The sequence below is a fragment of the Pseudomonas sp. FA-1 genome (genome assembly GCF_056856075.1).
Map to the genome: position 1 here is coordinate 402,918 of NZ_JBWXTH010000002.1, position 21,558 is coordinate 424,475.

General features: G+C 64.7%; 22 protein-coding genes. 1 reads left to right on the plus strand and 21 read right to left on the minus strand.

Annotated elements, in window-relative coordinates; all coding sequences use genetic code 11:
* Window positions 1–89 precede the first annotated feature (89 nt).
* A complete protein-coding gene (locus tag AC1MHZ_RS05850; RefSeq protein WP_482966129.1) occupies window positions 90–2,645 on the plus strand; it encodes a PepSY domain-containing protein in 2,556 nt (851 codons plus the stop codon).
* A 120-nt stretch (window positions 2,646–2,765) separates the two neighbouring features.
* On the opposite strand, the gene AC1MHZ_RS05855 is transcribed toward AC1MHZ_RS05850, so the two are convergent.
* The 21 genes from AC1MHZ_RS05855 to trmJ form a co-directional block, all read right to left on the minus strand.
* A complete protein-coding gene (locus tag AC1MHZ_RS05855; protein WP_084854589.1) occupies window positions 2,766–3,557 on the minus strand; it encodes an amidohydrolase in 792 nt (263 codons plus the stop codon).
* Window positions 3,545–4,693: a pyridoxal phosphate-dependent aminotransferase gene (locus AC1MHZ_RS05860; RefSeq protein ID WP_084854590.1), complete on the minus strand. Its 1,149-nt coding sequence runs from the start codon at window positions 4,691–4,693 to the stop codon at window positions 3,545–3,547. Before AC1MHZ_RS05860 ends, AC1MHZ_RS05855 begins: the two co-directional genes overlap by 13 nt.
* A gap of 213 nt (window positions 4,694–4,906) precedes the next feature.
* The gene (der, locus tag AC1MHZ_RS05865; RefSeq protein ID WP_084854591.1) at window positions 4,907–6,373 is read right to left on the minus strand and encodes a ribosome biogenesis GTPase Der; all 1,467 of its coding nucleotides are present in this window, start codon (window positions 6,371–6,373) and stop codon (window positions 4,907–4,909) included.
* A gap of 117 nt (window positions 6,374–6,490) precedes the next feature.
* Window positions 6,491–7,633 (minus strand): outer membrane protein assembly factor BamB, encoded by a 1,143-nt coding sequence (bamB, locus tag AC1MHZ_RS05870; protein ID WP_084854592.1) that lies wholly within the window; start codon window positions 7,631–7,633, stop codon window positions 6,491–6,493.
* 1 nt (window position 7,634) lies between these two features.
* Window positions 7,635–8,276 (minus strand): tetratricopeptide repeat protein, encoded by a 642-nt coding sequence (locus AC1MHZ_RS05875; protein WP_482966130.1) that lies wholly within the window; start codon window positions 8,274–8,276, stop codon window positions 7,635–7,637.
* A gap of 40 nt (window positions 8,277–8,316) precedes the next feature.
* The gene (gene hisS / locus AC1MHZ_RS05880) at window positions 8,317–9,606 is read right to left on the minus strand and encodes a histidine--tRNA ligase (RefSeq protein WP_084854594.1); all 1,290 of its coding nucleotides are present in this window, start codon (window positions 9,604–9,606) and stop codon (window positions 8,317–8,319) included.
* Window positions 9,607–9,630: 24 nt separating this feature from the next.
* On the minus strand, window positions 9,631–10,740 hold the full coding sequence (ispG, locus tag AC1MHZ_RS05885; protein WP_084854595.1) for a flavodoxin-dependent (E)-4-hydroxy-3-methylbut-2-enyl-diphosphate synthase: 1,110 nt from the start codon (window positions 10,738–10,740) through the stop codon (window positions 9,631–9,633).
* Window positions 10,741–10,743: 3 nt separating this feature from the next.
* Complete coding sequence (locus AC1MHZ_RS05890; RefSeq protein WP_324814674.1) at window positions 10,744–11,832, minus strand: RodZ domain-containing protein; 1,089 nt, start codon at window positions 11,830–11,832, stop codon at window positions 10,744–10,746.
* The gene (gene pilW, locus AC1MHZ_RS05895) at window positions 11,829–12,590 is read right to left on the minus strand and encodes a type IV pilus biogenesis/stability protein PilW (RefSeq protein ID WP_368829175.1); all 762 of its coding nucleotides are present in this window, start codon (window positions 12,588–12,590) and stop codon (window positions 11,829–11,831) included. The genes AC1MHZ_RS05890 and pilW overlap by 4 nt, the downstream gene beginning before the upstream one ends.
* Window positions 12,591–12,602: 12 nt before the next feature.
* Complete coding sequence (gene rlmN, locus AC1MHZ_RS05900) at window positions 12,603–13,748, minus strand: dual-specificity RNA methyltransferase RlmN (RefSeq protein ID WP_084858484.1); 1,146 nt, start codon at window positions 13,746–13,748, stop codon at window positions 12,603–12,605.
* Window positions 13,749–13,772: 24 nt separating this feature from the next.
* Window positions 13,773–14,204 carry a nucleoside-diphosphate kinase gene (gene ndk / locus AC1MHZ_RS05905; protein WP_023382208.1) on the minus strand — a complete coding sequence of 144 codons (432 nt, stop codon included), beginning with the start codon at window positions 14,202–14,204 and terminating at the stop codon, window positions 13,773–13,775.
* 87 nt (window positions 14,205–14,291) lie between these two features.
* Entirely contained in the window at window positions 14,292–14,492 is a 201-nt protein-coding gene (gene iscX / locus AC1MHZ_RS05910) for a Fe-S cluster assembly protein IscX (protein WP_023382209.1), read from the minus strand.
* A gap of 9 nt (window positions 14,493–14,501) precedes the next feature.
* The gene (gene fdx / locus AC1MHZ_RS05915) at window positions 14,502–14,843 is read right to left on the minus strand and encodes an ISC system 2Fe-2S type ferredoxin (RefSeq protein WP_084858485.1); all 342 of its coding nucleotides are present in this window, start codon (window positions 14,841–14,843) and stop codon (window positions 14,502–14,504) included.
* A 3-nt stretch (window positions 14,844–14,846) separates the two neighbouring features.
* Window positions 14,847–16,709: a Fe-S protein assembly chaperone HscA gene (gene hscA / locus AC1MHZ_RS05920; RefSeq protein WP_324814681.1), complete on the minus strand. Its 1,863-nt coding sequence runs from the start codon at window positions 16,707–16,709 to the stop codon at window positions 14,847–14,849.
* Between the two features lie 43 nt (window positions 16,710–16,752).
* A complete protein-coding gene (gene hscB, locus AC1MHZ_RS05925; RefSeq protein WP_084858487.1) occupies window positions 16,753–17,274 on the minus strand; it encodes a co-chaperone HscB in 522 nt (173 codons plus the stop codon).
* An 8-nt stretch (window positions 17,275–17,282) separates the two neighbouring features.
* Window positions 17,283–17,606: an iron-sulfur cluster assembly protein IscA gene (gene iscA / locus AC1MHZ_RS05930; RefSeq protein WP_084858488.1), complete on the minus strand. Its 324-nt coding sequence runs from the start codon at window positions 17,604–17,606 to the stop codon at window positions 17,283–17,285.
* Window positions 17,607–17,645: 39 nt separating this feature from the next.
* The gene (gene iscU / locus AC1MHZ_RS05935) at window positions 17,646–18,032 is read right to left on the minus strand and encodes a Fe-S cluster assembly scaffold IscU (protein WP_084858489.1); all 387 of its coding nucleotides are present in this window, start codon (window positions 18,030–18,032) and stop codon (window positions 17,646–17,648) included.
* 46 nt (window positions 18,033–18,078) lie between these two features.
* Window positions 18,079–19,293 (minus strand): IscS subfamily cysteine desulfurase, encoded by a 1,215-nt coding sequence (locus AC1MHZ_RS05940; protein ID WP_084858490.1) that lies wholly within the window; start codon window positions 19,291–19,293, stop codon window positions 18,079–18,081.
* Window positions 19,294–19,335: 42 nt separating this feature from the next.
* Window positions 19,336–19,827 (minus strand): Fe-S cluster assembly transcriptional regulator IscR, encoded by a 492-nt coding sequence (gene iscR / locus AC1MHZ_RS05945; protein WP_084858491.1) that lies wholly within the window; start codon window positions 19,825–19,827, stop codon window positions 19,336–19,338.
* Window positions 19,828–19,995: 168 nt separating this feature from the next.
* Window positions 19,996–20,781, minus strand: a complete 786-nt coding sequence (cysE, locus tag AC1MHZ_RS05950) for a serine O-acetyltransferase (protein WP_482966131.1) — start codon at window positions 20,779–20,781, stop codon at window positions 19,996–19,998.
* A gap of 6 nt (window positions 20,782–20,787) precedes the next feature.
* Window positions 20,788–21,558, minus strand: coding sequence for a tRNA (cytosine(32)/uridine(32)-2'-O)-methyltransferase TrmJ (trmJ, locus tag AC1MHZ_RS05955; RefSeq protein WP_084858493.1), 771 nt, complete (start codon window positions 21,556–21,558; stop codon window positions 20,788–20,790).

Genomic DNA, 21,558 nt, shown 5'->3' on the forward strand with positions numbered 1-21,558 from the left:
AGCCCCGCCCATTCCGGTGTGCGGGGCTTTCGCGTACCAAGGCATAATGCACGCCGCGCCCTGCCCGGCGCCAAGACAAGGTGATCGATGTGGTGAAGAAGTCGCTGTTCCAATTGCACTGGTTCTTTGGCATCACCGCCGGCCTCGTGCTGGCGCTGATGGGCATCACCGGCGCGCTCTATTCGTTCCAGGACGAACTGTTGCGCCTGCTCAACCCGCACGCATTGAAGGTAGAGGTGCGCAAGGAAGGCGTGCTGCCACCGGCCGAGCTGGTACGCCGGGTCGAGGCGGCCCAGGGCGACAAGGTGGCGATGCTGTGGGTCGATACCCGCGACGGCAATGCCGCACGCATCTTCTTCACGCCCCCGCCAGGGGAGCGCCGCGGCGAGCTGCGCTATGCCGACCCATACACAGGTGAGCTCAAGGGCGAAGTGACCGGGCTGGGCTTTTTCAACCTGATGTTGCAGCTGCACCGTTTCCTGGCCATGGGTGACACCGGGCGGCAGATCACCGGCGCCTGCACCTTGATGCTGATCTTCTTCTGCCTCTCCGGCCTGTACCTGCGCTGGCCGCGCCAGGCTTTGAACTGGCGCACCTGGCTGACCTTCGACTGGGCCAAGAAAGGCCGCGCCTTCAATTGGGACCTGCACGCAGTGGCCGGCACCTGGTGTTTGCTGTTCTACCTGCTGTTCGCCCTCACCGGCCTGTTCTGGTCCTACGAGTGGTACCGCGAGGGCCTGAACAAGCTGTTGGCCGATGCGCCGGCCGCCGGGCAGCAGCAAAAACGTGGCGAAGGCCGCGGGCGTCACGGCCCACCAAAAGTGGACAAGAACGCTCCGCCATTGGTGGTCGACTACGACGCGATCTGGGCCAACCTCAAGGATGCCGCAGGCCCCGGCCTGGCCATGTACAACCTTCGCCTGCCCCCGGCGGGCGGCCAGCCGGCCAATCTGTTCTACCTGCTGGAGAATGCCGACCACCCGCGTGCGTTCAACACGCTGGTGCTGGACCCTGCCACCGGCCAGGTGAAGCGCCACGACCGCTACACCGACAAATCCTTCAAGGCCCAGCTGCTGCAGAGCGTCTATGCCCTGCATGTCGGCGAATACTTCGGCCTGCCAGGGCGCATCATCGCCACCCTTGCCAGCCTCACCATGCCGCTGTTCTTCGTCACTGGCTGGCTGTTGTACCTCGACCGTCGCCGCAAGAAACGCCAGGTCCTGGCCGCCCGCGGCAGCGTCACGCCCACTGCCACGACCACTGACAGCTGGCTGATCGGCTTCGCCAGCCAAAGCGGTTTCGCCGAGCAGCTGGCCTGGCAGAGCGCCGGGCAACTGCAGGCGGCCGGCCTGCCGGTGCAAGTGCGCCCGCTGGCCGAGCTGGGCGAGGCCGAGCTGCGCCAGGCCAGGCGAGCGTTGTTCGTGGTCAGCACCTTCGGCGACGGCGAAGCGCCCGACAGTGCGCGCGCCTTCGAGCGCAAGGCCCTGGGCCAGCCGTGGGCGCTGGACAACCTCAGCTATGCGGTACTCGCCCTGGGCGACCGCCAGTATCCGCACTTCTGCGGCTTCGGCCGCAGGCTCCAGGCCTGGCTGGCCGAACGCGGCGCCACCCGCGCCTTCAGCCCGGTGGAAGTGGACAACGCCGATCAAGGCGCACTGCAACAATGGCAGCGGGAGCTGGCACAACTGACCGGCGCCCAGCCGATCGATGCCTGGCAACCGCCGAGCTTCAGCAACTGGACCCTGCGCCACCGAACGTTGCTCAACCCTGGCAGCCAGGGCGCGCCGGTCTACCTGCTCGGCCTGCAACCACAGGCACCTCAGCCCTGGGAAGCCGGCGACCTGGTGGAAGTGCTGCCACGCAATGGCCAGCCACGCGTTGATGCCCTGCTCGCCGGCCTGGGCCTGGATGCCGCTACCCCCGTCCAGCTCGACGGCCTGACCGAACCCCTCGGGCAGGCCCTGGCCAGCCGGCAATTGCCCAGAAGCCGCGAACACCTGGTAGGCCTGCATGCCCAGGCCTTGGTCGATGCCCTGATCCCTATCACGGCCCGGGAATACTCCATTGCCTCGATTGCCAGCGACGGTGTGCTGGAACTGATCGTACGCCAGGAACTGCACCCTGACGGCACCTTGGGCCTGGGCTCGGGGTGGCTGACCGAATACCTGCCTGTGCATGGCAACGTCAGCGCGCGCCTACGGCGCAACAGCGGCTTCCGCCTGCCTGATGCGCCAGCGCCGATGATCCTGATCGGCAACGGCACGGGCCTGGCCGGCCTGCGCAGCTTGCTCAAGGCACGCATCGCCGAGGGCGAACAACGCAACTGGCTGCTGTTCGGCGAGCGCAACCGGGCCTACGACCTGTTGTGCGGTGACCAGCTGCAAGCATGGCTGGCCAAGGGTGACCTGCAGCGGCTGGACCTGGCGTTCTCGCGGGACCAGGCGCAGAAGGTCTATGTGCAGGATGTAGTGCTGCAGCAGGCCGAGACGCTCAAGCGCTGGGTCGCCGACGGGGCATGCATCTATGTATGCGGCAGCTTGAAGGGCATGGCGGCCGGTGTGGACGCGGCGCTCAACGGCATTCTCGGGAGCGAAGTGGTCCAGCAGCTGATCGAGGATGGGCGGTATCGGCGCGATGTGTACTGATATAGGCCGTACTGGCCCTGTCGCGGGACAAGCCCGCTCCTACAGGTACAACGCAGTCCATGGCGGCAGCGCGATACCTGTAGGAGCGGGCTTGTCCCGCGACAGGGCCGGTATTGTCGGTCAATGCAACTCGAAGGTATCGGCATCCAGGTTGGCCGGGAACCGCGCCCGGTAAGCGGCCAACTCCGCCGCTCGCAACACCACGGTGAACACCCCGTCGGCCTCGCCCGCGCTGAGCAGGCTCTCACCCTGGAAGTCCAGCACCTGGCTGTCGCCCGAATAGGCAAAGCCCTTGCCGTCGGTGCCCACCCGGTTCACCGCCGCCACGAAGCACAGGTTCTCGATGCCCCGCGCAGGCAACAGCCGGTTCCAGTGCTGACGACGCGCGGCTGGCCAGTTGGCGGTATACAGCAGCAGGTCGGTATCCTGGGCGTCGCGGCTCCATACCGGGAAGCGCAGGTCGTAGCAGATCAACGGGCGCACCCGCCAGCCCTTGAGCTCGAACTGCACTTGGCGCTCGCCCGGGGTGTAGTGTTTGTGCTCGCCGGCCATGCGGAACAGGTGGCGCTTGTCGTAGTGCAGGATCTCACCATCGGGCCGGGCCCAGAGCAGGCGGTTGCGGTGGCTGCCATCGGCCGCCTGGATGATCACACTCCCGGTGATCACGGTATCGTGCTTCTTGGCCTGGGCCTTGAGCCATTTATAGGTCGGCCCGTTCTCCGGCTCGGCGAGACGCTCGGACTCCATGGAAAAGCCGGTGGTGAACATTTCAGGGAGGATCACCAGGTCCGCATCGCCGGCCTGCGCCAGCAGTTCCTCGAAGTGGGCATAGTTAGCCTCGCGGTCGTGCCAGGCCAAGGTCGTCTGCACCAGGGCGATTTTCAGGTTGGGCAGTGCACTCAGATCGCGCATAGTCTTTCCGCTGCCTGACGCAGCGTCTCCTCGCGTTTGGCAAAGCACAGGCGTACCAGGCGTTGCTCGGGAATGGGTTGCTGGTAGAACACCGAGACCGGAATGGCGGCTACGCCATGCTCACGGGTCAGCCACAGGGACATCTCGACGTCGCCCAGGTCCGGGCGGATCTGCGAATAGTCCACCAATTGGAAATAGGTGCCCGGCGTGCGGGTGAAATTGAAACGCGAGCCCTGCAACAAATCGCAGAACAGGTCGCGCTTGGCTTGGTAGAAGCCTGGCAGTTCGTCGATGTGCGCCGGGTGCTCGGCCATGAAGTCGGCCAGGGCGCACTGCAAAGGCGTCACACCACAGAAGTTGACGTACTGGTGGACCTTGCGCAGCTCGGCGCTCAACGCCGGGGGCGCCACCACGTAGCCGGTCTTCCAGCCGGTGACATGGTAGGTCTTGCCGAACGAGCTGATCACGAATGCCCGTGAGTACAGCTGCTCATGGGCCAGCACGCTGGCATGGCGCACCCCGTCGTAGACCAGGTGCTCATACACCTCATCGCTGACCAGGTAGATATCCCGGCCTTCGATCAGCCGCGCCAGCTGGTCCAAGTCCTCGCGGCTGATCAGCGCGCCGCTGGGGTTGTGTGGGGAGTTGAGGATGACCATGCGGGTGCGCGGGGTCAGGGCATCGCTGAATTTCTGCCAGTCGATACGAAAATCGCCGTCGGTGAGCTGCACATGCACGCAGCGGCCACCGGCCAGCTCCACGGACGGCTCGTAGCTGTCATAGGACGGGTCGAAGACGATCACCTCGTCGCCGGCCTGGATTACCGCCTGGATGGCGCAGAAGATCGCCTCGGTGGCCCCCGGAGTGATGGTCACTTCCTGGTCGGCATCGACCTTGGCGCCATAGAGCCGGGCGATCTTGGCCGCCACCTGCTGGCGCAACGCCGGCAGGCCGGTCATCGGCGAATACTGGTTGTGCCCTGCCAGCACATGGCGGCAGACGGCATCGAGCAGCGCCTGGGGCGCGTCGAAGTCGGGGAAGCCCTGGGAGAGGTTGAGCGCACCGGTCTGCACGGCCAACTGCGACATGGTGGTGAAGATGGTCGTGCCGACGTTCGGCAATTTGCTGCGGATCATGACGCCCTCTTTCCTGGACACTGCATTCGGCACGGGGTAGAGGCCGAGCATAGCGGATCGGGCGGTCAGGAAAAAGGTTGAAACCAGATGGGGCTGCTACGTAGCCCAATCGCGGGACAAGCCCGCTCCCACAGACTTACCGCGGCTTGAGCGCGACGGTGAACCTGTGGGAGCGGGCTTGTCCCGCGATTGGTCTGTAGCAGAGCGCTAGGCTTACTTGCGCTTGTCCTTGCGCTTCTTCTCGGCCTTCTTGTGGTGCGACATCAGGCGGCGCTTCTTGTTGACCTGGCGGTCGGTGAGGGTGTTCTTCTTGCCCTCGAACGGGTTGTCGCTGCCCTTGTACTCGATGCGGATCGGCGTGCCGACCAGCTTGAGCACCCGGCGGTAGGTGTTTTCCAGGTAGCGCGAGTAGGAACGCGGGATCTTGTCGGTCTGGTTGCCGTGGATCACGATCAGTGGCGGGTTCGCACCACCGAGGTGGGCGTAGCGCAGCTTGATCCGGCGACCGTTGACCATTGGCGGCTGGTGCTCGCTGATGGCGTCCTCGAGGATCTGGGTCAGGCGGCTGGTCGGCCAGCGGGTGACGGCCGATTTGAATGCAGCCTGCACCGACTTGTACAGGTGACCCACGCCCGTACCATGCAGGGCGGAGATGAAATGGATGTCGGCGAAGTCGACGAAGAACAGCCGGCGTTCCAGCTCGGTCTTGACGTAGTCGCGCTCGCTCGGCTCCATGCCGTCCCACTTGTTCAAGGCGATGACGATGGCACGGCCGGCTTCCAGGGCAAAGCCCAGCAGGTTCAGGTCATGGTCGACCACGCCTTCGCGGGCGTCCATGACGAAGATCACCACGTTGGCGTCCTTGATCGCCTGCAGCGTCTTGACCACCGAGAACTTCTCGACTTCCTCGTGGATCTTGCCGCGCTTGCGCACCCCGGCGGTGTCGATGAAGGTGTACTTCTCGTCGTCACGTTCGAACGGGATATAGATACTGTCGCGGGTGGTACCCGGCTGGTCGTACACCACCACGCGCTCTTCGCCGAGCATGCGGTTGACCAGGGTCGACTTGCCGACGTTGGGGCGGCCGATGATGGCGATCTTGATGCCATCCTTCTCGCTCGGGCCGGGGATGCGCGTGGCCTCCTCGCCTTCGGCGACTTCCTCGTCCAGGGCTTCCTCGACCTTGTCGCGCGGGATATGGCCGAGCACGGCTTCCATCAGCGCATTGATGCCGCGGCCCTGGGAGCCGGCCACCGGAATGGCGTTGCCCATGCCCAAGGGCGAGAACTCGGCGCGGGCTACGTCCGCATCGATATTGTCGATCTTGTTGGCGACCAGGATGGCTTCCTTGTTCCGCTTGCGCAGGTGCTCGGCGATCATCTGGTCGGCAGCGGTCATGCCGGCGCGGGCGTCTACCAGGAACAGGACATAGTCGGCTTCCTCGATAGCCATCAGCGACTGCTCGGCCATTTTCTCGTCCATGCCCACTTCGTCGCCGGTGATACCGCCGGTGTCGATCAGGATGTAGGAGCGACCCTGCCAGGTGGCATCGCCATACTGGCGGTCACGGGTCAGGCCCGACAGGTCGCCGACGATGGCATCGCGGGTCTTGGTCAGGCGGTTGAACATGGTGGATTTGCCGACGTTCGGCCGTCCCACCAGGGCGATTACGGGAACCATGCGGCTCTCCACTCTTGAATTCTTGAAAATGCAAAGGCCGCTGCAAGGCAGCGGCCGGAGTTCGTGCGGCGCATCATGCGCCGCCGCTCGGGACCGAATGCGACCCCAAGCTTAGCTTCAGCGTAGGGTCAATGCCTCGAGCTTGCCGCTGTTGCCGAAGACGTAGATGGTGTCGCCGACCACCAGGGGCCGGGCGCGCAGGCCATCGCTGTCGATCTTCTCACGGCCGACGAAACGGCCATCGACCTGGCTGAGCAGGTGCAGGTAGCCTTCGAAGTCGCCCACGGCCACATAGCTGGAAAACACCTCCGGGGCCGACAACTGGCGGCGCGCCATGCTGTCGTTGCTCCACAGCGCGGTGGACGAACGCTCGTCGATGCTCTCGACGGTGCCCGACGCCTCGCTGACATAGACGTTGCCGAAGCCCTGGGCGACACCCACGTAGCTCGAAGCATCGCGCTGCCACAGCACGCGGCCGCTTTCCAGGTCCAGGCCAGCGACGCGGCCCTGGTAGGTGCTCACGTAGAGCGTGCCACCGGACAGCAGCAGGCCGCCGTCGATATCGACCACGCGATCCAGCTCGGACCGGCCCTGAGGGATGGCCACACGGCTTTCCCACACCGGTACGCCGTTGCGGATATCCACGGCGATCACCTTGCCCGAAGACAGGCCGGCAACGGCCAGGCGGTTGGTCACTACCGGCGCGCCGGTGCCCCGCAGGGTCAGTACGGCCGGGGTGTTCTCGTAGATCCACAGGCGGTCGCCGGTCGCGGCATCCAGGCCGATCAGGCGATCGTCCTGGGTCTGTACCACGACTACGTCGCCATTGTTGGCCGGCGGTGCCAGCACCTCGCTGGTCACCTGCGAACGCCAGCGCTCTTCACCGGTGCTGGCATCCAGGGCGATCACCTCACCCTTGAGGGTGCCGAGCATGACCAGGCCGTAGCCAACGCCCACAGCGCCGGAAACCGGCAGGTCCAGGTCCTGCTTCCACACCACGTCGCCGTTGATGCGGTCCAGGGCCATGACCCGGCCGTTGACGTCCGAGGCATAGATGCGGTCGTTCTCGATGGCCGGTACCAGGGTGTTGTAGGTCTCGCCCTGGCCGTCACCGATCGAGCGGCTCCATTGTTTCTTGAGCACCACTTCCTCGGTGAACTTGGTCAGTTCGGCCGGGGGCAGTTCCTTCTTGCTGTTGCTGCTGCAACCTGCCGCCAGTACGGCCAGGGTCAACACTGCTGCTTGTTTCCAACCGATCACGTCAGGCGTCCCCTTTGGCCAGGTCATCCAGCTTCAGTTGCAGGCCACCGATCGCGGCGTCGTCAGACAGCGCGGCCTTGGCTTTTTCATAGGCGCCGTGGGCATCGTCGGCGCGACCCAGCTGGACCAGCAGGTCGCCTTTGAGCTCTTCGCGGCTGGCCTGGAAGGCCTTGTCGGTATCGCCATCGAGCAGCTTCAGGGCTTCCTCGGCCTTGTCCTGGGCAGCCAGGACGCGGGCCAGGCGCTGGCGCGAGATCTCGCCCAGGGTGGCATCGGCCGGCTTGTCCATCACGCCCTTGAGCTCAGCAGCGGCGTCGTCCAGCTTGCCGCTCTCGACCGCGACCTTGGCCACGAAGAGGCTGCCGTACTGGGCGTAGGTCGAACCACCGAACTCGCTCTTGAGCTTGCCGGACAGCTCCGCGACCTTGGCCGCGTCGGGCTGGCCGTTCGGCGTCAGGCTGGTTTCCAACAGGGCCTGGTACAAGGCCGAGGCGCCCTGGGACTGGTTGGTCTGGTATTTCTGCCAGGTCTGCCAGCCCATCACCACCGCGGCGGCCAGCAGGGCACCGGTCAGCAGCGGCTTGCCGTTGCGGTTCCACCAGTCCTTGGCTGCGGCCAGGCCTTCATCATCGGTACTCGACACCCCAATACTCCTTTTCAGCAATTCGGCTGGTTGGTCCGCTTCACGCCGGGGCGAAAGCGGCTTGCAGATGCTCGGCCAGAGCATCCCAGGCAATGTTCTGTTGTTCGCCCTGGCCACGCAGGGGTTTGACGCCGATCACGCGCTGCGCGAGCTCGTCGTCGCCGAGGATCAGGGCGAACAGCGCCCCGCTCTTGTCGGCCTTCTTGAATTGGCTCTTGAAGCTGCCGCCACCAGCGTTGACCGCCAGGCGCAGGCCCGGCAGGCGATCGCGCAGGGTCTCGGACAGTCGCAGGCCAGCGAGCTCGGCCTGCTCGCCGAAGGCGCACAGGTACACATCGATCTGGCGGCTGATGGACTCAGGCACCTTGCCCAGGGTCTCGAGCAGCAGGATCAGGCGCTCGATGCCCATGGCGAAGCCCACGCCCGGAGTCGGCTTGCCGCCCATCTGCTCGACCAGGCCATCGTAGCGGCCACCGGCGCAGACGGTGCCCTGGGCCCCGAGCTTGTCGGTGACCCACTCGAACACGGTCTTGCTGTAGTAGTCCAGGCCACGAACCAGCTTGGTGTTGATCACGAACGGAATGCCGGCGGCATCCAGGCGGGCCTTGAGGCCCTCGAAGTGCACGCGGGATTCTTCGTCCAGGTAGTCCTCGAGCTTCGGTGCGTCGACCAGCACCGCCTGGGTGCCCTGGTCCTTGCTGTCGAGGATGCGCAGCGGGTTGCTCTTGAGGCGGCGCTGGCTGTCTTCGTCCAGTTGCTCGAGGCGAGCCGAGAGGAACTCGACCAGCGCGTCACGGTAGCGCGCGCGGGCTTCGCTGGTGCCCAGGCTGTTGAGCTCGAGCTTGACCGCGTCCTGGATGCCGAGCAAGCCCCACAGACGCCAGGTCAGCATGATCAGCTCGGCATCGACATCGGGCCCTTCCAGGTTGAACACTTCCACGCCGATCTGGTGGAACTGGCGGTAGCGGCCCTTCTGCGGGCGCTCGTGGCGGAACATCTGGCCGATGTACCAGAGCTTCTGCACCTGGCCGTTGCCGGTGATGCCATGCTCGAGCACGGCGCGCACGCAGGCGGCGGTGCCTTCGGGGCGCAGGGTCAGCGAGTCGCCGTTGCGGTCCTCGAAGGTGTACATCTCTTTTTCGACGATGTCGGTGACTTCACCGATGGAGCGCTTGAACAGCTCGGTGAACTCGACGATCGGCGTGCGGATCTGGCTGTAGCCGTAGGTGTCCAGCAGGCCGGCCACGGTGCCCTCGAAGTAGCGCCACAGGGGCGACTGCTCGGGCAGGATGTCGTTCATGCCACGGATGGCTTGCAGCGATTTGCTCACGAAAAATCCTTACGAATCTGGGTATCAGCCACGGGCGATCAGCGCCGCGTCGGCCTCGGCCTTTTCGGCCGCTTTCTGGCGGATGAGTTTTTCCAGCTCATCGACCAGGTTGTCATTGGTCAGCTTCTGCGACGGCTTGCCATCGATGTAGACCAGGTTCGGCGTACCGCCGGTCAGCCCCACGTGGGACTCCTTGGCTTCGCCCGGCCCGTTGACCACGCAGCCGATCACGGCCACGTCCATCGGCACCAGCAGGTCTTCCAGGCGCCCTTCCAGCTCGTTCATGGTCTTGACCACATCGAAGTTCTGCCGCGAGCAGCTGGGGCAGGCGATGAAGTTGATGCCACGTGAGCGCAGGTGCAGCGACTTGAGAATGTCGTAGCCGACCTTCACTTCCTCGACCGGGTCGGCGGCCAGGGAAATGCGGATGGTATCGCCGATGCCTTCGGCCAGCAGCATACCGAGGCCGACGGCGGATTTCACCGTCCCCGAGCGCAGGCCACCGGCTTCGGTGATGCCCAGGTGCAACGGCTGGACGATCTGCTTGGCCAGTAGACGGTAGGCTTCGACAGCCATGAATACATCGGAGGCCTTGACGCTGACCTTGAAGTCCTGGAAGTCCAGGCGGTCGAGGTGCTCGACATGGCGCAAGGCCGACTCGACCAGTGCCGCCGGGGTCGGCTCGCCGTATTTCTTCTGCAGGTCCTTTTCCAGGGAGCCGGCGTTGACGCCGATGCGGATCGGGATGCCGCGGTCACGGGCGGCATCGACCACCGCGCGCACACGGTCTTCGCGGCCGATGTTGCCCGGGTTGATACGCAGGCAGTCGACCCCCAGCTCGGCCACGCGCAGGGCAATGCGGTAGTCGAAATGGATGTCGGCGACCAGTGGCACGCTGACCTGCTGCTTGATGCGGCCGAACGCCTCGGCGGCGTCCATGTCCGGCACCGAGACACGGACGATATCGACGCCGGCATCGACCAGGCGCTGGATCTGCGCCACGGTGGCCGCGACATCATTGGTGTCGGTGTTGGTCATGCTCTGCACCGCGATGGGCGCATCACCGCCCACCGGTACATTGCCGACCCAGATCTTCCGGGATTCGCGACGTTTGATCGGAGATTCGCCGTGCATGACTTACTGTCCCAACTTCAGGCGAGCGGTCTCGCCACTGGTGAACGGAGCTACATCGACCGCTTGGCCGTTGTAGCTGACCTGTGCGCCACGGGCGAAGCCCAGGCGCACTGCGAACGGAGGCTTGCCGCTCAGGTCGAGGCTGTCGCCCTTGCGCTTGATCGCGCTGAAGAGCACCTTGCCGTTGCCGTCGGTGACCTGGGTCCAGCAATCGGCGGTGAACTGGATCTGTACCTTGCCGCTGCCGGCCGGGATTTCGGCCGGGGCAGCCTGGGGCGTGGTTGCAGCCGCAACAACGGGGGCAACCGGGGCAACCGGAGTGGCCGGGGCAACTGGCGCGGTGGTGGCGGCAGCGGGCGCACTGGGGGCCGGCGCGACCGGGGTGGCCGGTGGCGTCGAAGCCGCCGGGGCTGCGGCTTCGGCCGGTGCCGGGGCTACCGCCGGCGCGGCGGGCGCAGGCGTGGCAGCCGGCTCGGCCAGCGTCGCGCTGGCGCTGCCGGCCTCTGGCGCCGCAGCGCTTTCGGCTCGCTCCAGCGGCAGCGGTGCAGCTTCAGGCTGTTGGCCCGCGGTCACCGCCTGGTCTTCAGGCTCGTCCAGCGGGTGGATCTGGGTGGTGCCGTCGGCGCTTTCGACTTCGACATGCTCCAGGGCCATTTTGGCCAGGTCCTTGCCGCGCAGGCTGCTCTGGTCCTGCCACCAGAAGAAGCCACCGCCGACCACGACCACCAGCAGCAACAGGCTGACACCGCGCAGGATATTGTGCGAAAGGCGCACCGGCTCTTCGATACGGCCCAGCGAATGAACCTCGCTGCCCTTGGCATGGGTGCCGGTGTATTGGTCGAAAGCCTCGACCAGCGGCGCCTGGTCCATGTCCATCAGCTTGGCATAGGCACGGATATAGCCGCGGGCGAAGGTATGCCCCGGCAGCTTGTCGAAGGCGCCGTTTTCCAGGTTGTTCAACGAACTTACCGTGAGGTTGAGCTTGCGGGCCACCTCGGCTTGCGACCACGCCCGGTTCTCGCGGGCCTGGCGCAAGACCTCACCGGGATTCTGGCGAGTCGCTGCTGCTACTTCGGGGTGCGCGGCTTTCATCGTTGCTCCGACAGGTATTGCTGATATTCCGGCGTACCGGGATAAAGTCGTTGTAATTGCTGGCCCAGTTCTGCCACGGTGCCCGGCTCATCGAAGGCCCTGGCAAGGCGGCTGCCCAACAGCAGGCTTCGGGCATTCGCGTCGCTCAGCTGGCTGAAACGATCGTAGTAGTCCCGGGCCGGCACATAATGCCTGTTTTCGTAGGACAACTCAGCCATTTCCAGCAACGCTTTCGGTTGCCGAGGGTCGAGTTGCAGGGCCTTGCCCAGGTATTCGCGTGCCTGGTCACGACGTCCCAGCTTCAAGGCGACCAAGCCGAGGTTCTCGTAGACCCGCGAGCGCTCAGGATACAGGGTATCGGCCGCGGCTTGGCGAAACATCTGCTGGGCCTGGCGAAATTGCCCCTGAGCATAAAGGAAACTGCCGTAGTTGTTGCGAATTCGTGTGTCGCCCGGGCGGGCCGACAGGGCCTTGCGAAAGTGCGTCTCGGCCAGGGCCGGCTCGCCTTCGGCCTGGAACACCAGGGCCAGGGCCGCGTGGGCATCGGCGTCGTTGCCGTCGAGGGCCAGGGCCTTGACCAGCGGCGCCTTGGCCTGACCGGTCAAACCTTGTTGCAAATAACCCAGGCCCAACTGCACGTAGGCCCGACCTGCTTCCTCCCGCCCCTGGCGACTGGCCAGGGGGTCGCCCGCGCCACCGGACACGCAGCCGGCCAGCAGCGAAAGCGTCAGGATCGACAGCGCGGCGCGCAGGGTCATGGCCAGGTCCTGTCAGTGGCGCACGGCGTTGTCTTGGAGCTCCGCGTCGGCGCTCAGCTGGCGCACGGCGATGTAGCGCTCGCTACGACGGGTGCGGTCCATGACCTGGCCCACCAGCTGGCCACAGGCAGCGTCGATGTCCTCGCCGCGGGTGGTACGGGTGGTGACGTTGAAGCCGCCGTGGTGCAGCAGGTCCTGGAAGCGGCGGATGGCGTTGTTGCTCGGCCGCTCGTAGCCCGAATGCGGGAACGGGTTGAACGGGATCAGGTTGATCTTGCACGGCACGTCGCGCAGCAGCTCGATCATCTGGGCCGCATGCTCGGGCTGGTCGTTGACGTCCTTGAGCAGGGTGTACTCGACGGTCAGCACGCGCTTGCCACCCAGGGTGGACATGTAGCGCATGCACGAGTCCAGCAGGACCTTGAGCGGGTACTTCTTGTTGATCGGAACCAGCTGGTTGCGCAGTTCGTCATTCGGCGCATGCAGCGACAGCGCAAGCGACACGTCGATGTGCTTGGCCAGTTCGTCGATCATCGGCACCACGCCCGAGGTGGACAGCGTGACGCGGCGCTTGGAAATGCCATAGCCCAGATCTTCCATCATGATCTTCATGGCGGCGATGACATTGTCGAAATTCAGCAGCGGTTCGCCCATGCCCATCATGACCACGTTGGTGATGGCGCGGTCGATCTTGGCCGGAACGGTACCGAAGGATTTGTTGGCAAGCCATACCTGGCCGATCACTTCGGCGGCGGTGAGGTTGCTGTTGAAGCCCTGCTTGCCGGTGGAGCAGAAACTGCAGTCCAGGGCGCAGCCGGCTTGCGACGAGACACACAGGGTGCCGCGGTCGTCGGTGGGGATGTAGACGGTCTCGACGCAGCTGCCGGAGGCAACGCGGACCACCCACTTGCGGGTACCGTCGGCGGAAATGTCTTCGCTGACCACCTCTGGCCCCCGAATCTCGGCAACGGCCTCGAGCTTTTCGCGCAAGGCCTTGCCGACATTGGTCATGGCGGCGAAATCATCGACGCCGAAGTGGTGAATCCATTTCATGACCTGACCGGCACGAAAACGCTTCTCTCCGATGGACTCGAAGAATTTTTCCATTTCCTGCAGGGTCAGGCCCAACAGGTTGATCTTGCCAGTCATGTCACTCATGGAATCACCCAAGACCTGCTTCGCTTAGCGAATGCGGTCGCACAGCTCGGTAGCGGAGAAGAAGTAAGCGATTTCGCGGGCAGCCGAAGCTTCCGAGTCGGAACCGTGAACAGCGTTCTCGTCGATGGAAACGGCGAAGTCGGCGCGAATGGTGCCGGCAGCAGCTTCTTTCGGGTTGGTGGCGCCCATCAGTTCGCGGTTGGCCAGAACGGCGTTTTCGCCTTCCAGAACCTGAACGATGACAGGGCCCGAAGTCATGAAGGCAACCAGGTCGGCGAAGAAGCCGCGCTCTTTGTGCTCAGCGTAGAAGCCTTCGGCCTCGGCCTTGGACAGTTGCTTCATCTTCGAAGCGACGACGCGCAGGCCGGCTTTTTCGAAGCGAGTGGTGATCTCGCCGATGACGTTCTTGGCAACGGCGTCAGGCTTGATGATGGAGAAGGTACGTTGAACAGCCATGGATAACTCCAAAATTGAGTGTTGCGAAAAATTAAACCCGCGAATTATACGCGGGTTCCAGGGGATTGCCTAACCTGCAGGTGACGCTCAGTCGGCTTCTTCGATCCAGGCCGCCTGGATGGCCTCGAGCACTTTCTCACCGCCGCGTGACGGATCGTCGCTGAATTCTGGCAAGGCCAGTACCCAGCGGTGCAGATCGACGAAATTCACATAACGAGGATCGACGTCCGGCTTGCTTTCCGCAAGCTGGATGGCGATCTCAAGTACATCAATCCATTTCAGGCTCATGCTGGAACCTCAGTGCGGCGCTTCGGCGGCGTGGTTGAGCGAATATTTGGGGATCTCGATCGTCAGGTCTTCGTCGCCGACGATCACCTGGCAGGCCAGGCGCGATTGCGCTTCCAGGCCCCAGGCCTTGTCCAGCATATCCTCTTCCAGCTCATCGGCTTCTTCCAGCGAGTCGAAACCCTCGCGGACGATGCAGTGGCAGGTGGTGCAGGCGCAAACGCCACCGCAGGCGCTTTCCATCTCGATGTGATGCTCATGGGCCAGCTCCAGGATGTTGGTGCCTGGCTCCACCTCTACCACCAGCCCCTCCGGGCAGAACTTCTCGTGCGGCAGGAAAATCACCTGGGGCATCGGTTACTCCTCGATCTCATTCAGGTTGCGCCCGGCCAGTGCGGCTTTGACCGTCGAATCAAGGCGACGGGCGGCAAAAGCATCGGTCACCTGCGACAGACGCTTGGTCTGCTGCTCGATGGCCGCGCCATCGGTGCCGGTGAGCAAATCACGCAATTCTTGCATCTGGTACTCGATCGCCTCGCGCTCCTCGGCGCTGAGCAACCGCTCGCCGTCGGCATCCAGGGCGCCCTGCACCGCCTCGAGCAGGCGCTCGCCGTCAACCTGGTGCTCACGCAGCTGGCGCGCCTGCTTGTCGGAGCCGGCGTGCTCGAAGGAATCTTTGAGCATGCGGGCGATCTCGCCATCGGTCAGGCCATAGGACGGCTTGACCTGGATGCTCGATTCCACGCCAGAGCCCAGTTCGCGGGCCGAGACGCTGAGCAGGCCGTCGGCATCGACCTGGAAGGTGACGCGGATCTTCGCCGCGCCGGCGACCATGGCCGGAATGCCGCGCAGTTCGAAGCGCGCCAGGGAGCGGCAGTCGCTGATCAGCTCGCGCTCGCCCTGCAGGACGTGGATCATCATGGCCGACTGGCCATCTTTATAGGTGGTGAACTCCTGGGCGCGGGCCACCGGGATGGTGGTATTGCGCGGAATCACCTTTTCCATCAACCCGCCCATGGTCTCGAGGCCCAGGGACAGCGGGATGACGTCCAGCAGCAACAGCTCGCCACCCTCACGACGGTTGCCGGCCAGGGTGTCGGCCTGGATCGCGGCGCCGATGGCCACCACCTGGTCCGGGTCGATCGACGTCAGCGGGGTACGGCCGAACAGCCCACCTACGGCCTCGCGCACGCGCGGGACGCGGGTCGAACCGCCCACCATCACCACGGCCCCCACCTCTTCGAGCTCGACACCGCTGTCGCGCACGGCGCGGCGGCAGGCCTTGAGGCTGCGGGCGACCAGTGGTTCGATCAGGGCTTCGAAAGCGGCGCGGGTCAGCTCACCCTGCCAAGTGCCGTGGCGTACGCTGACCACGTCGGCGTCGGTCAAGGCTTCCTTGGCGGCGCAGGCGGCCTGCAGCAGCTGGCGCTGGGCGCTGGGGTCGAGGTCGGACGACAACCCGGCCTGCTCGACGATCCAGCCAGCGATGGCGTGGTCGAAGTCATCGCCCCCCAGGGCGGTGTCGCCACCGGTGGCCAGCACTTCAAAGACGCCCGCAGTCAGGCGCAGGATGGAAATGTCGAAGGTACCGCCACCCAGGTCATAGATAGCCACCACGCCCTCGGCCTTCTCATCCAGGCCATAGGCCACGGCAGCGGCGGTCGGCTCGTTGAGCAGGCGCAGCACGTTGAGGCCGGCCAGGCGTGCGGCATCCTTGGTGGCCTGGCGCTGGGCGTCATCGAAATAGGCCGGCACGGTGATCACTGCGCCCACCAGTTCGCCGCCGAGGGTTTGCTCGGCACGCTGGCGCAACACCTTGAGAATGTCGGCGGACACCTCCACCGGGCTCTTCGGCCCCTGGACGGTGTCGATGAACGGCATGTGCGACTCGCCACCGACGAAGCGGTACGGCAACTGTTCGCCCAGCTGCTTGACGTCGGCCAGGCCGCGCCCCATCAGGCGCTTGACCGACAAGATGGTGTTCAGCGGGTCGCTGGAAGCCGCTTCGCGGGCCGCCAGGCCTACGTCGATGCCGCCGTCGAGGTAACGTACCGCCGAGGGCAGGATGACATTGCCCTGCGCATCGGGCAGCGGTTCGCTGCGACCGCTGCGTACGGCGGCGACCAGAGAATTGGTGGTGCCCAGGTCAATCCCCACCGCCAGGCGGCGCTGGTGCGGTTGGGGGCTTTGACCGGGTTCGGCGATCTGCAGTAGGGCCATGCTTATCTGAGTACCTTAGGCGTCGTCACGTGCAACGCCGGGGTTAATCGTCGAGGCGCTCTTCGAGTTGGCGCACTTCCTGGGCGAGCTTGTCGAGGAACTGCATGCGGCGCATCAGGCGCTCTGCCCTGTCACGCTCGGCAGCCACATCCCAGCAGGCGGCGAAATCCTCGTTCAACGCCTCCTGGGCGGCCTTCAGGCGCTTCTTGAAGACAGCGACACCGTCGAGGTCGGCTTCGTCCTGCAGCTCTTCGAGCTCTTCGCGCCATTGCATCTGCTGCAGCAGGAAGTCCGGGTCGTGGACCGTGACTTCCTGGGGCACTTCGTGGCCGCCGATGGCCAGCAGGTAGCGGGCACGCCGTGGGGCGCTGCGCAGGGTCTGGTAGGCCTCGTTGAGGGCCGCGGACTTCTCCAGCGCGACACGCTGCTCGCGTTCGGAGGCATCGGCGAAGCGGTCCGGGTGGACCTCGCGGGCCAGCTCGCGATAGCGCGTGGCCAGCTTGTCGAGGTCCAGACGGAAGCCGGGCTGCAGGTCAAACAGGGCGAAATGGCAAGGAGTACCCACGTCAAGCCTCAGACATTGAAGCTTTCGCCGCAGCCACATTCACCGCGCACGTTGGGGTTGTTGAACTTGAAGCCTTCGTTCAACCCTTCCTTGACGAAGTCTAGCTCGGTGCCGTCGAGGTAGACCAGGCTCTTGGGGTCGATGATGACCTTCACGCCATGGTTCTCGAAGACCTGGTCTTCGGCCGCCACTTCATCGACGAACTCCAGCACATAGGCCAGGCCCGAGCAGCCGGTGGTGCGCACGCCCAGGCGGATGCCCTCGCCCTTGCCGCGCCCTTCGAGGGAACGCCGCACGTGGTTGGCGGCGGCTTCTGTCATGCTGATAGCCATCGGAACTCTTTCCTCAACTTCAGTTAGCGCACACGCGTCTTAGACCAAGCCTTTCTTCTGCTTGTAGTCGCGAACAGCGGCCTTGATGGCATCTTCCGCGAGTACCGAGCAGTGGATCTTGACCGGCGGCAACGCCAGTTCTTCGGCCAACTGGGTGTTCTTGATGGTCTCGGCTTCGTCCAGGGTCTTGCCCTTCATCCACTCGGTGGCCAGGGAGCTGGAGGCGATGGCCGAGCCACAGCCGTAGGTCTTGAACTTGGCATCTTCGATGATGCCCTGCTCGTTGACCTTGATCTGCAGGCGCATGACGTCGCCGCAGGCCGGCGCGCCGACCATGCCGGTACCGACATCCGGGTCGTCGGCGTTCATCTTGCCGACGTTGCGCGGGTTTTCGTAGTGGTCGATGACCTTTTCACTGTATGCCATGGTGCAATTCCTTCCTCATCAGGGAGCCGCTCTTGCCGGCGACTGCTTAGTGGGCGGCCCACTCGATCTTGGAGATGTCGACGCCGTCTTTGTACATGTCCCACAGCGGCGACAATTCGCGCAGTTTGTTCACCGCCTCGCAGACCTTCTGCGCGGCGTAGTCGACTTCTTCTTCGGTGGTGAAGCGGCCGAAGGAGAAGCGGATCGAGCTGTGCGCCAGCTCGTCGTTGCGGCCCAGGGCGCGCAGCACGTAGGACGGCTCGAGCGAAGCGGAGGTGCAGGCCGAGCCGGACGATACGGCGATGTCCTTGAGCGACATCAGCAGCGACTCGCCTTCGACGTAGTTGAAGCTCAGGTTCAGGTTGTGCGGCACGCGAGCAGTGCGGCTGCCATTGACGTACAGTTCCTCGAGGTTGGACACCTGCTCGAAGAAGCGGTCGCTCAGGGCCTTGATGCGCACGTTCTCGGCGGCCATCTCCTGCTTGGCGATGGCGAAGGCCTCGCCCATGCCGACGATCTGGTGGGTCGGCAGGGTACCCGAACGCATGCCGCGCTCATGACCACCGCCGTGGATGATGGCTTCCAGACGTACGCGCGGCTTGCGGCTGACGTACAGCGCGCCGATACCTTTCGGGCCATAGACCTTGTGCGCCGAGAACGACATCAGGTCGACCTTCAGCTTCTGCAGGTCGATCTCGACCTTGCCGGCGGACTGGGCGGCATCGACGTGGAACAGCACACCGCGCGAGCGGGTCAGTTCACCGATGGCGGCGATGTCATTGATCGAGCCGACCTCGTTGTTCACGTGCATCAGCGAGACCAGGATGGTGTCTTCGCGCAGGGCCGCCTCGACCATGGCCGGGGTGACGATGCCGTCTTCACCGGGCTCGAGGTAGGTGACTTCGAAACCTTCGCGCTCGAGCTGGCGAGCGGTATCCAGAACCGCCTTGTGCTCGATCTTGGAGGTGATGATGTGCTTGCCCTTGGTCTGATAGAAGTGCGCCACGCCCTTGAGGGCGAGGTTGTCGGACTCGGTGGCACCGCTGGTCCAGACGATCTCGCGCGGGTCGGCGTTGATCAGCTCGGCAACCTGGCGACGGCCGTTCTCGACGGCTTCCTCGGCCTTCCAGCCGAACACGTGGGAACGCGAGGCCGGGTTACCGAAGTTCCCGTCGACCAGCAGGCAGTCGGCCATCTTCTGGGCGACGCGCGGATCGACCGGAGTGGTCGCGGAGTAATCGAGGTAGATCGGCAACTTCATTGGGTATCTCCTATCAGGCGGTGGCGTCGCTCGTCGCTGCGATCAGTCGACGGCGGACGTCTCAATCTTGTCCATCCGGGCGGTACGGCCCGAGACGCGGCGCAGGTCCTGGCGGTGGGCGACTTCCTGCACCTCACGGCGCTCGACCAGGTCGGCCAGGCTGATGCCGCTGAGGAACTCATGGATCTGCTGGCTGAGGTCGCACCACAGGTGGTGGGTCAGGCAGGTGTCGCCGGCGTGACAGTCCCCCAGGCCCTGGCAACGGGTGGCATCGACCGATTCGTTGACCGCGTCGATGACCTGGGCCACCTGGATGGTTTCCATGCCCCGCGACAGCTGGTAGCCGCCGCCCGGGCCGCGCACGCTGGAAACCAGGCTGCCGCGGCGCAGCTTGGCGAACAGCTGTTCCAGATAAGAAAGGGAAATGCCCTGGCGCTCGGAAATGTCGGCCAAAGACACCGGCCCATGCTGCGCATGCAACGCCAGGTCAAGCATGGCGGTCACGGCATATCGGCCTTTGGTAGTCAGTCGCATGGCTAATGGGTACCACGGGAGTTACAGGATGTGTGCGAGTATGCGATTCCCGAGCATTTAAGTCAACTATTAGACCTAGTGCTTTAGTCGGGTATACATCGGGGAGGCGGGCGCGAGTCTAACAGACCAGGGGCGTGAGCACACGCCCCATATCTCATCACGCCGTAATCAATGCGCCTGGGTGTCGCTCCGCGCGGTCCGCTTGACCTCGACGAAGTCTTCCTCGGGCAGCGCTGGCAGTTCCTTGCCGCAATAGTCGCTGCCCAGCTTGGTCAACGCACCGCACATGCCTTCGAGCCGTTCGTCGACCGCCTGCAGGTGATCGAGCATCTGGCCGATGGCGCGGGCCACCGGGTCGGGCATGTCGCCACTGACACCGTAGGCATCGAAGCCGATCTTCTCGGCCATGGCCTTGCGCTTGGCCTCGACCTCGCTGTCTTCGGTCTTGACGATGATCCGCCCCGGAATCCCCACCGCCGTGGCCCCGGCAGGCACCGCCTTGGTCACCACGGCATTGGAGCCGATCTTGGCCCCGGCACCGACGGTGAACGGGCCGAGCACCTTGGCCCCCGCCCCGACCACCACGCCGTTCTCCAGGGTCGGGTGGCGCTTGCCCTTGTTCCAGCTGGTGCCGCCCAGGGTCACGCCCTGGTACAGGGTGACATCGTCACCGATCTCGGCGGTCTCGCCGATGACGATGCCCATGCCGTGGTCGATGAAGAAACGCCGGCCGATGGTGGCACCGGGGTGGATTTCGATACCGGTCAGCCAGCGGCCGAAGTTCGACACCAGGCGCGCCAGCCACTTGAACTCGCGCACCCACAAGGCATGGCCCAGGCGGTGCAGCCAGATGGCATGCATGCCCGGGTAGCAGGTCAGCACCTCGAAGGCATTGCGCGCCGCCGGGTCACGATGAAATACGCTCTGGATATCTTCGCGCAGACGTTCGAACATCTCTTTCTAGTCCTTCCGCTTATGCGGCTCGCCCCGTGCGACTTTCTGGGTCTCGGTGAGGATGCCGCGCAAAATGCTCATTTCCGAACGATTGACCGAACTGCGCCCATAGAGCCGGCGCAGGCGCGGCATCAGGTGCTTGGGCTTCTCCGGGTCAAGGAAGCCGATCTGCACCAGGGTTTTTTCCAGGTGCTCGTAGAACAGCTCCATCTCGTCCATGGTCGCCAGCTCACCGCTGCGCAGCGAGTTGGCTTCGAACTTCTCGACCTTCGTCGGCGCGCCCTGGGCCGCCAGCCAGGCCATGCGCACCTCGTAGGAGAGCACCTGGACCGCCGCGGCGAGGTTCAGCGAACTGAAGTCGGGGTTCGAGGGAATGTGCACGTGGAAGTGACATCGCTGCAGCTCTTCGTTGGTCAGGCCGGCGTGCTCTCGACCGAACACAAGGGCGATTTCCTCACCGACGCCGGCATGCTCGACGACCTTGGCACCGCATTCGCGGGGGTCGAGCAACGGCCAGGGGATGCTGCGCTCGCGGGCACTGGTGCCGATCGCCAGGCTGCAGCCGACCAATGCTTCTTCGAGGCTGTCGACGACCTGGGCGTTGTCCAGCACATCATCGGCGCCGGACGCGCGCGCCGTGGCATCCACGGCAGGGAAATCCAGAGGCTGGACCAGCACCAGGCGCGACAGGCCCATGTTTTTCATGGCACGTGCAGCGCCGCCGATATTGCCGGGGTGGCTGGTATTGACCAGAACAACACGAATATTCTGCAACAA

Excerpts from the sequence above, each read along its gene's own strand:
- AC1MHZ_RS05855 (WP_084854589.1), bottom strand. The coding sequence starts at position 3,557 with ATGCGCGATCTGAGTGCACTGCCCAACCTGAAAATCGCCCTGGTGCAG.
- AC1MHZ_RS05860 (WP_084854590.1), bottom strand. The coding sequence starts at position 4,693 with ATGATCCGCAGCAAATTGCCGAACGTCGGCACGACCATCTTCACCACC.
- der (WP_084854591.1), bottom strand. The coding sequence starts at position 6,373 with ATGGTTCCCGTAATCGCCCTGGTGGGACGGCCGAACGTCGGCAAATCC.
- ispG (WP_084854595.1), bottom strand. The coding sequence starts at position 10,740 with ATGCACGGCGAATCTCCGATCAAACGTCGCGAATCCCGGAAGATCTGG.
- AC1MHZ_RS05890 (WP_324814674.1), bottom strand. The coding sequence starts at position 11,832 with ATGAAAGCCGCGCACCCCGAAGTAGCAGCAGCGACTCGCCAGAATCCC.
- pilW (WP_368829175.1), bottom strand. The coding sequence starts at position 12,590 with ATGACCCTGCGCGCCGCGCTGTCGATCCTGACGCTTTCGCTGCTGGCC.
- rlmN (WP_084858484.1), bottom strand. The coding sequence starts at position 13,748 with ATGAGTGACATGACTGGCAAGATCAACCTGTTGGGCCTGACCCTGCAG.
- ndk (WP_023382208.1), bottom strand. The coding sequence starts at position 14,204 with ATGGCTGTTCAACGTACCTTCTCCATCATCAAGCCTGACGCCGTTGCC.
- iscX (WP_023382209.1), bottom strand. The coding sequence starts at position 14,492 with ATGAGCCTGAAATGGATTGATGTACTTGAGATCGCCATCCAGCTTGCG.
- fdx (WP_084858485.1), bottom strand. The coding sequence starts at position 14,843 with ATGCCCCAGGTGATTTTCCTGCCGCACGAGAAGTTCTGCCCGGAGGGG.
- hscA (WP_324814681.1), bottom strand. The coding sequence starts at position 16,709 with ATGGCCCTACTGCAGATCGCCGAACCCGGTCAAAGCCCCCAACCGCAC.
- iscA (WP_084858488.1), bottom strand. The coding sequence starts at position 17,606 with ATGGCTATCAGCATGACAGAAGCCGCCGCCAACCACGTGCGGCGTTCC.
- iscU (WP_084858489.1), bottom strand. The coding sequence starts at position 18,032 with ATGGCATACAGTGAAAAGGTCATCGACCACTACGAAAACCCGCGCAAC.
- AC1MHZ_RS05940 (WP_084858490.1), bottom strand. The coding sequence starts at position 19,293 with ATGAAGTTGCCGATCTACCTCGATTACTCCGCGACCACTCCGGTCGAT.
- iscR (WP_084858491.1), bottom strand. The coding sequence starts at position 19,827 with ATGCGACTGACTACCAAAGGCCGATATGCCGTGACCGCCATGCTTGAC.
- cysE (WP_482966131.1), bottom strand. The coding sequence starts at position 20,781 with ATGTTCGAACGTCTGCGCGAAGATATCCAGAGCGTATTTCATCGTGAC.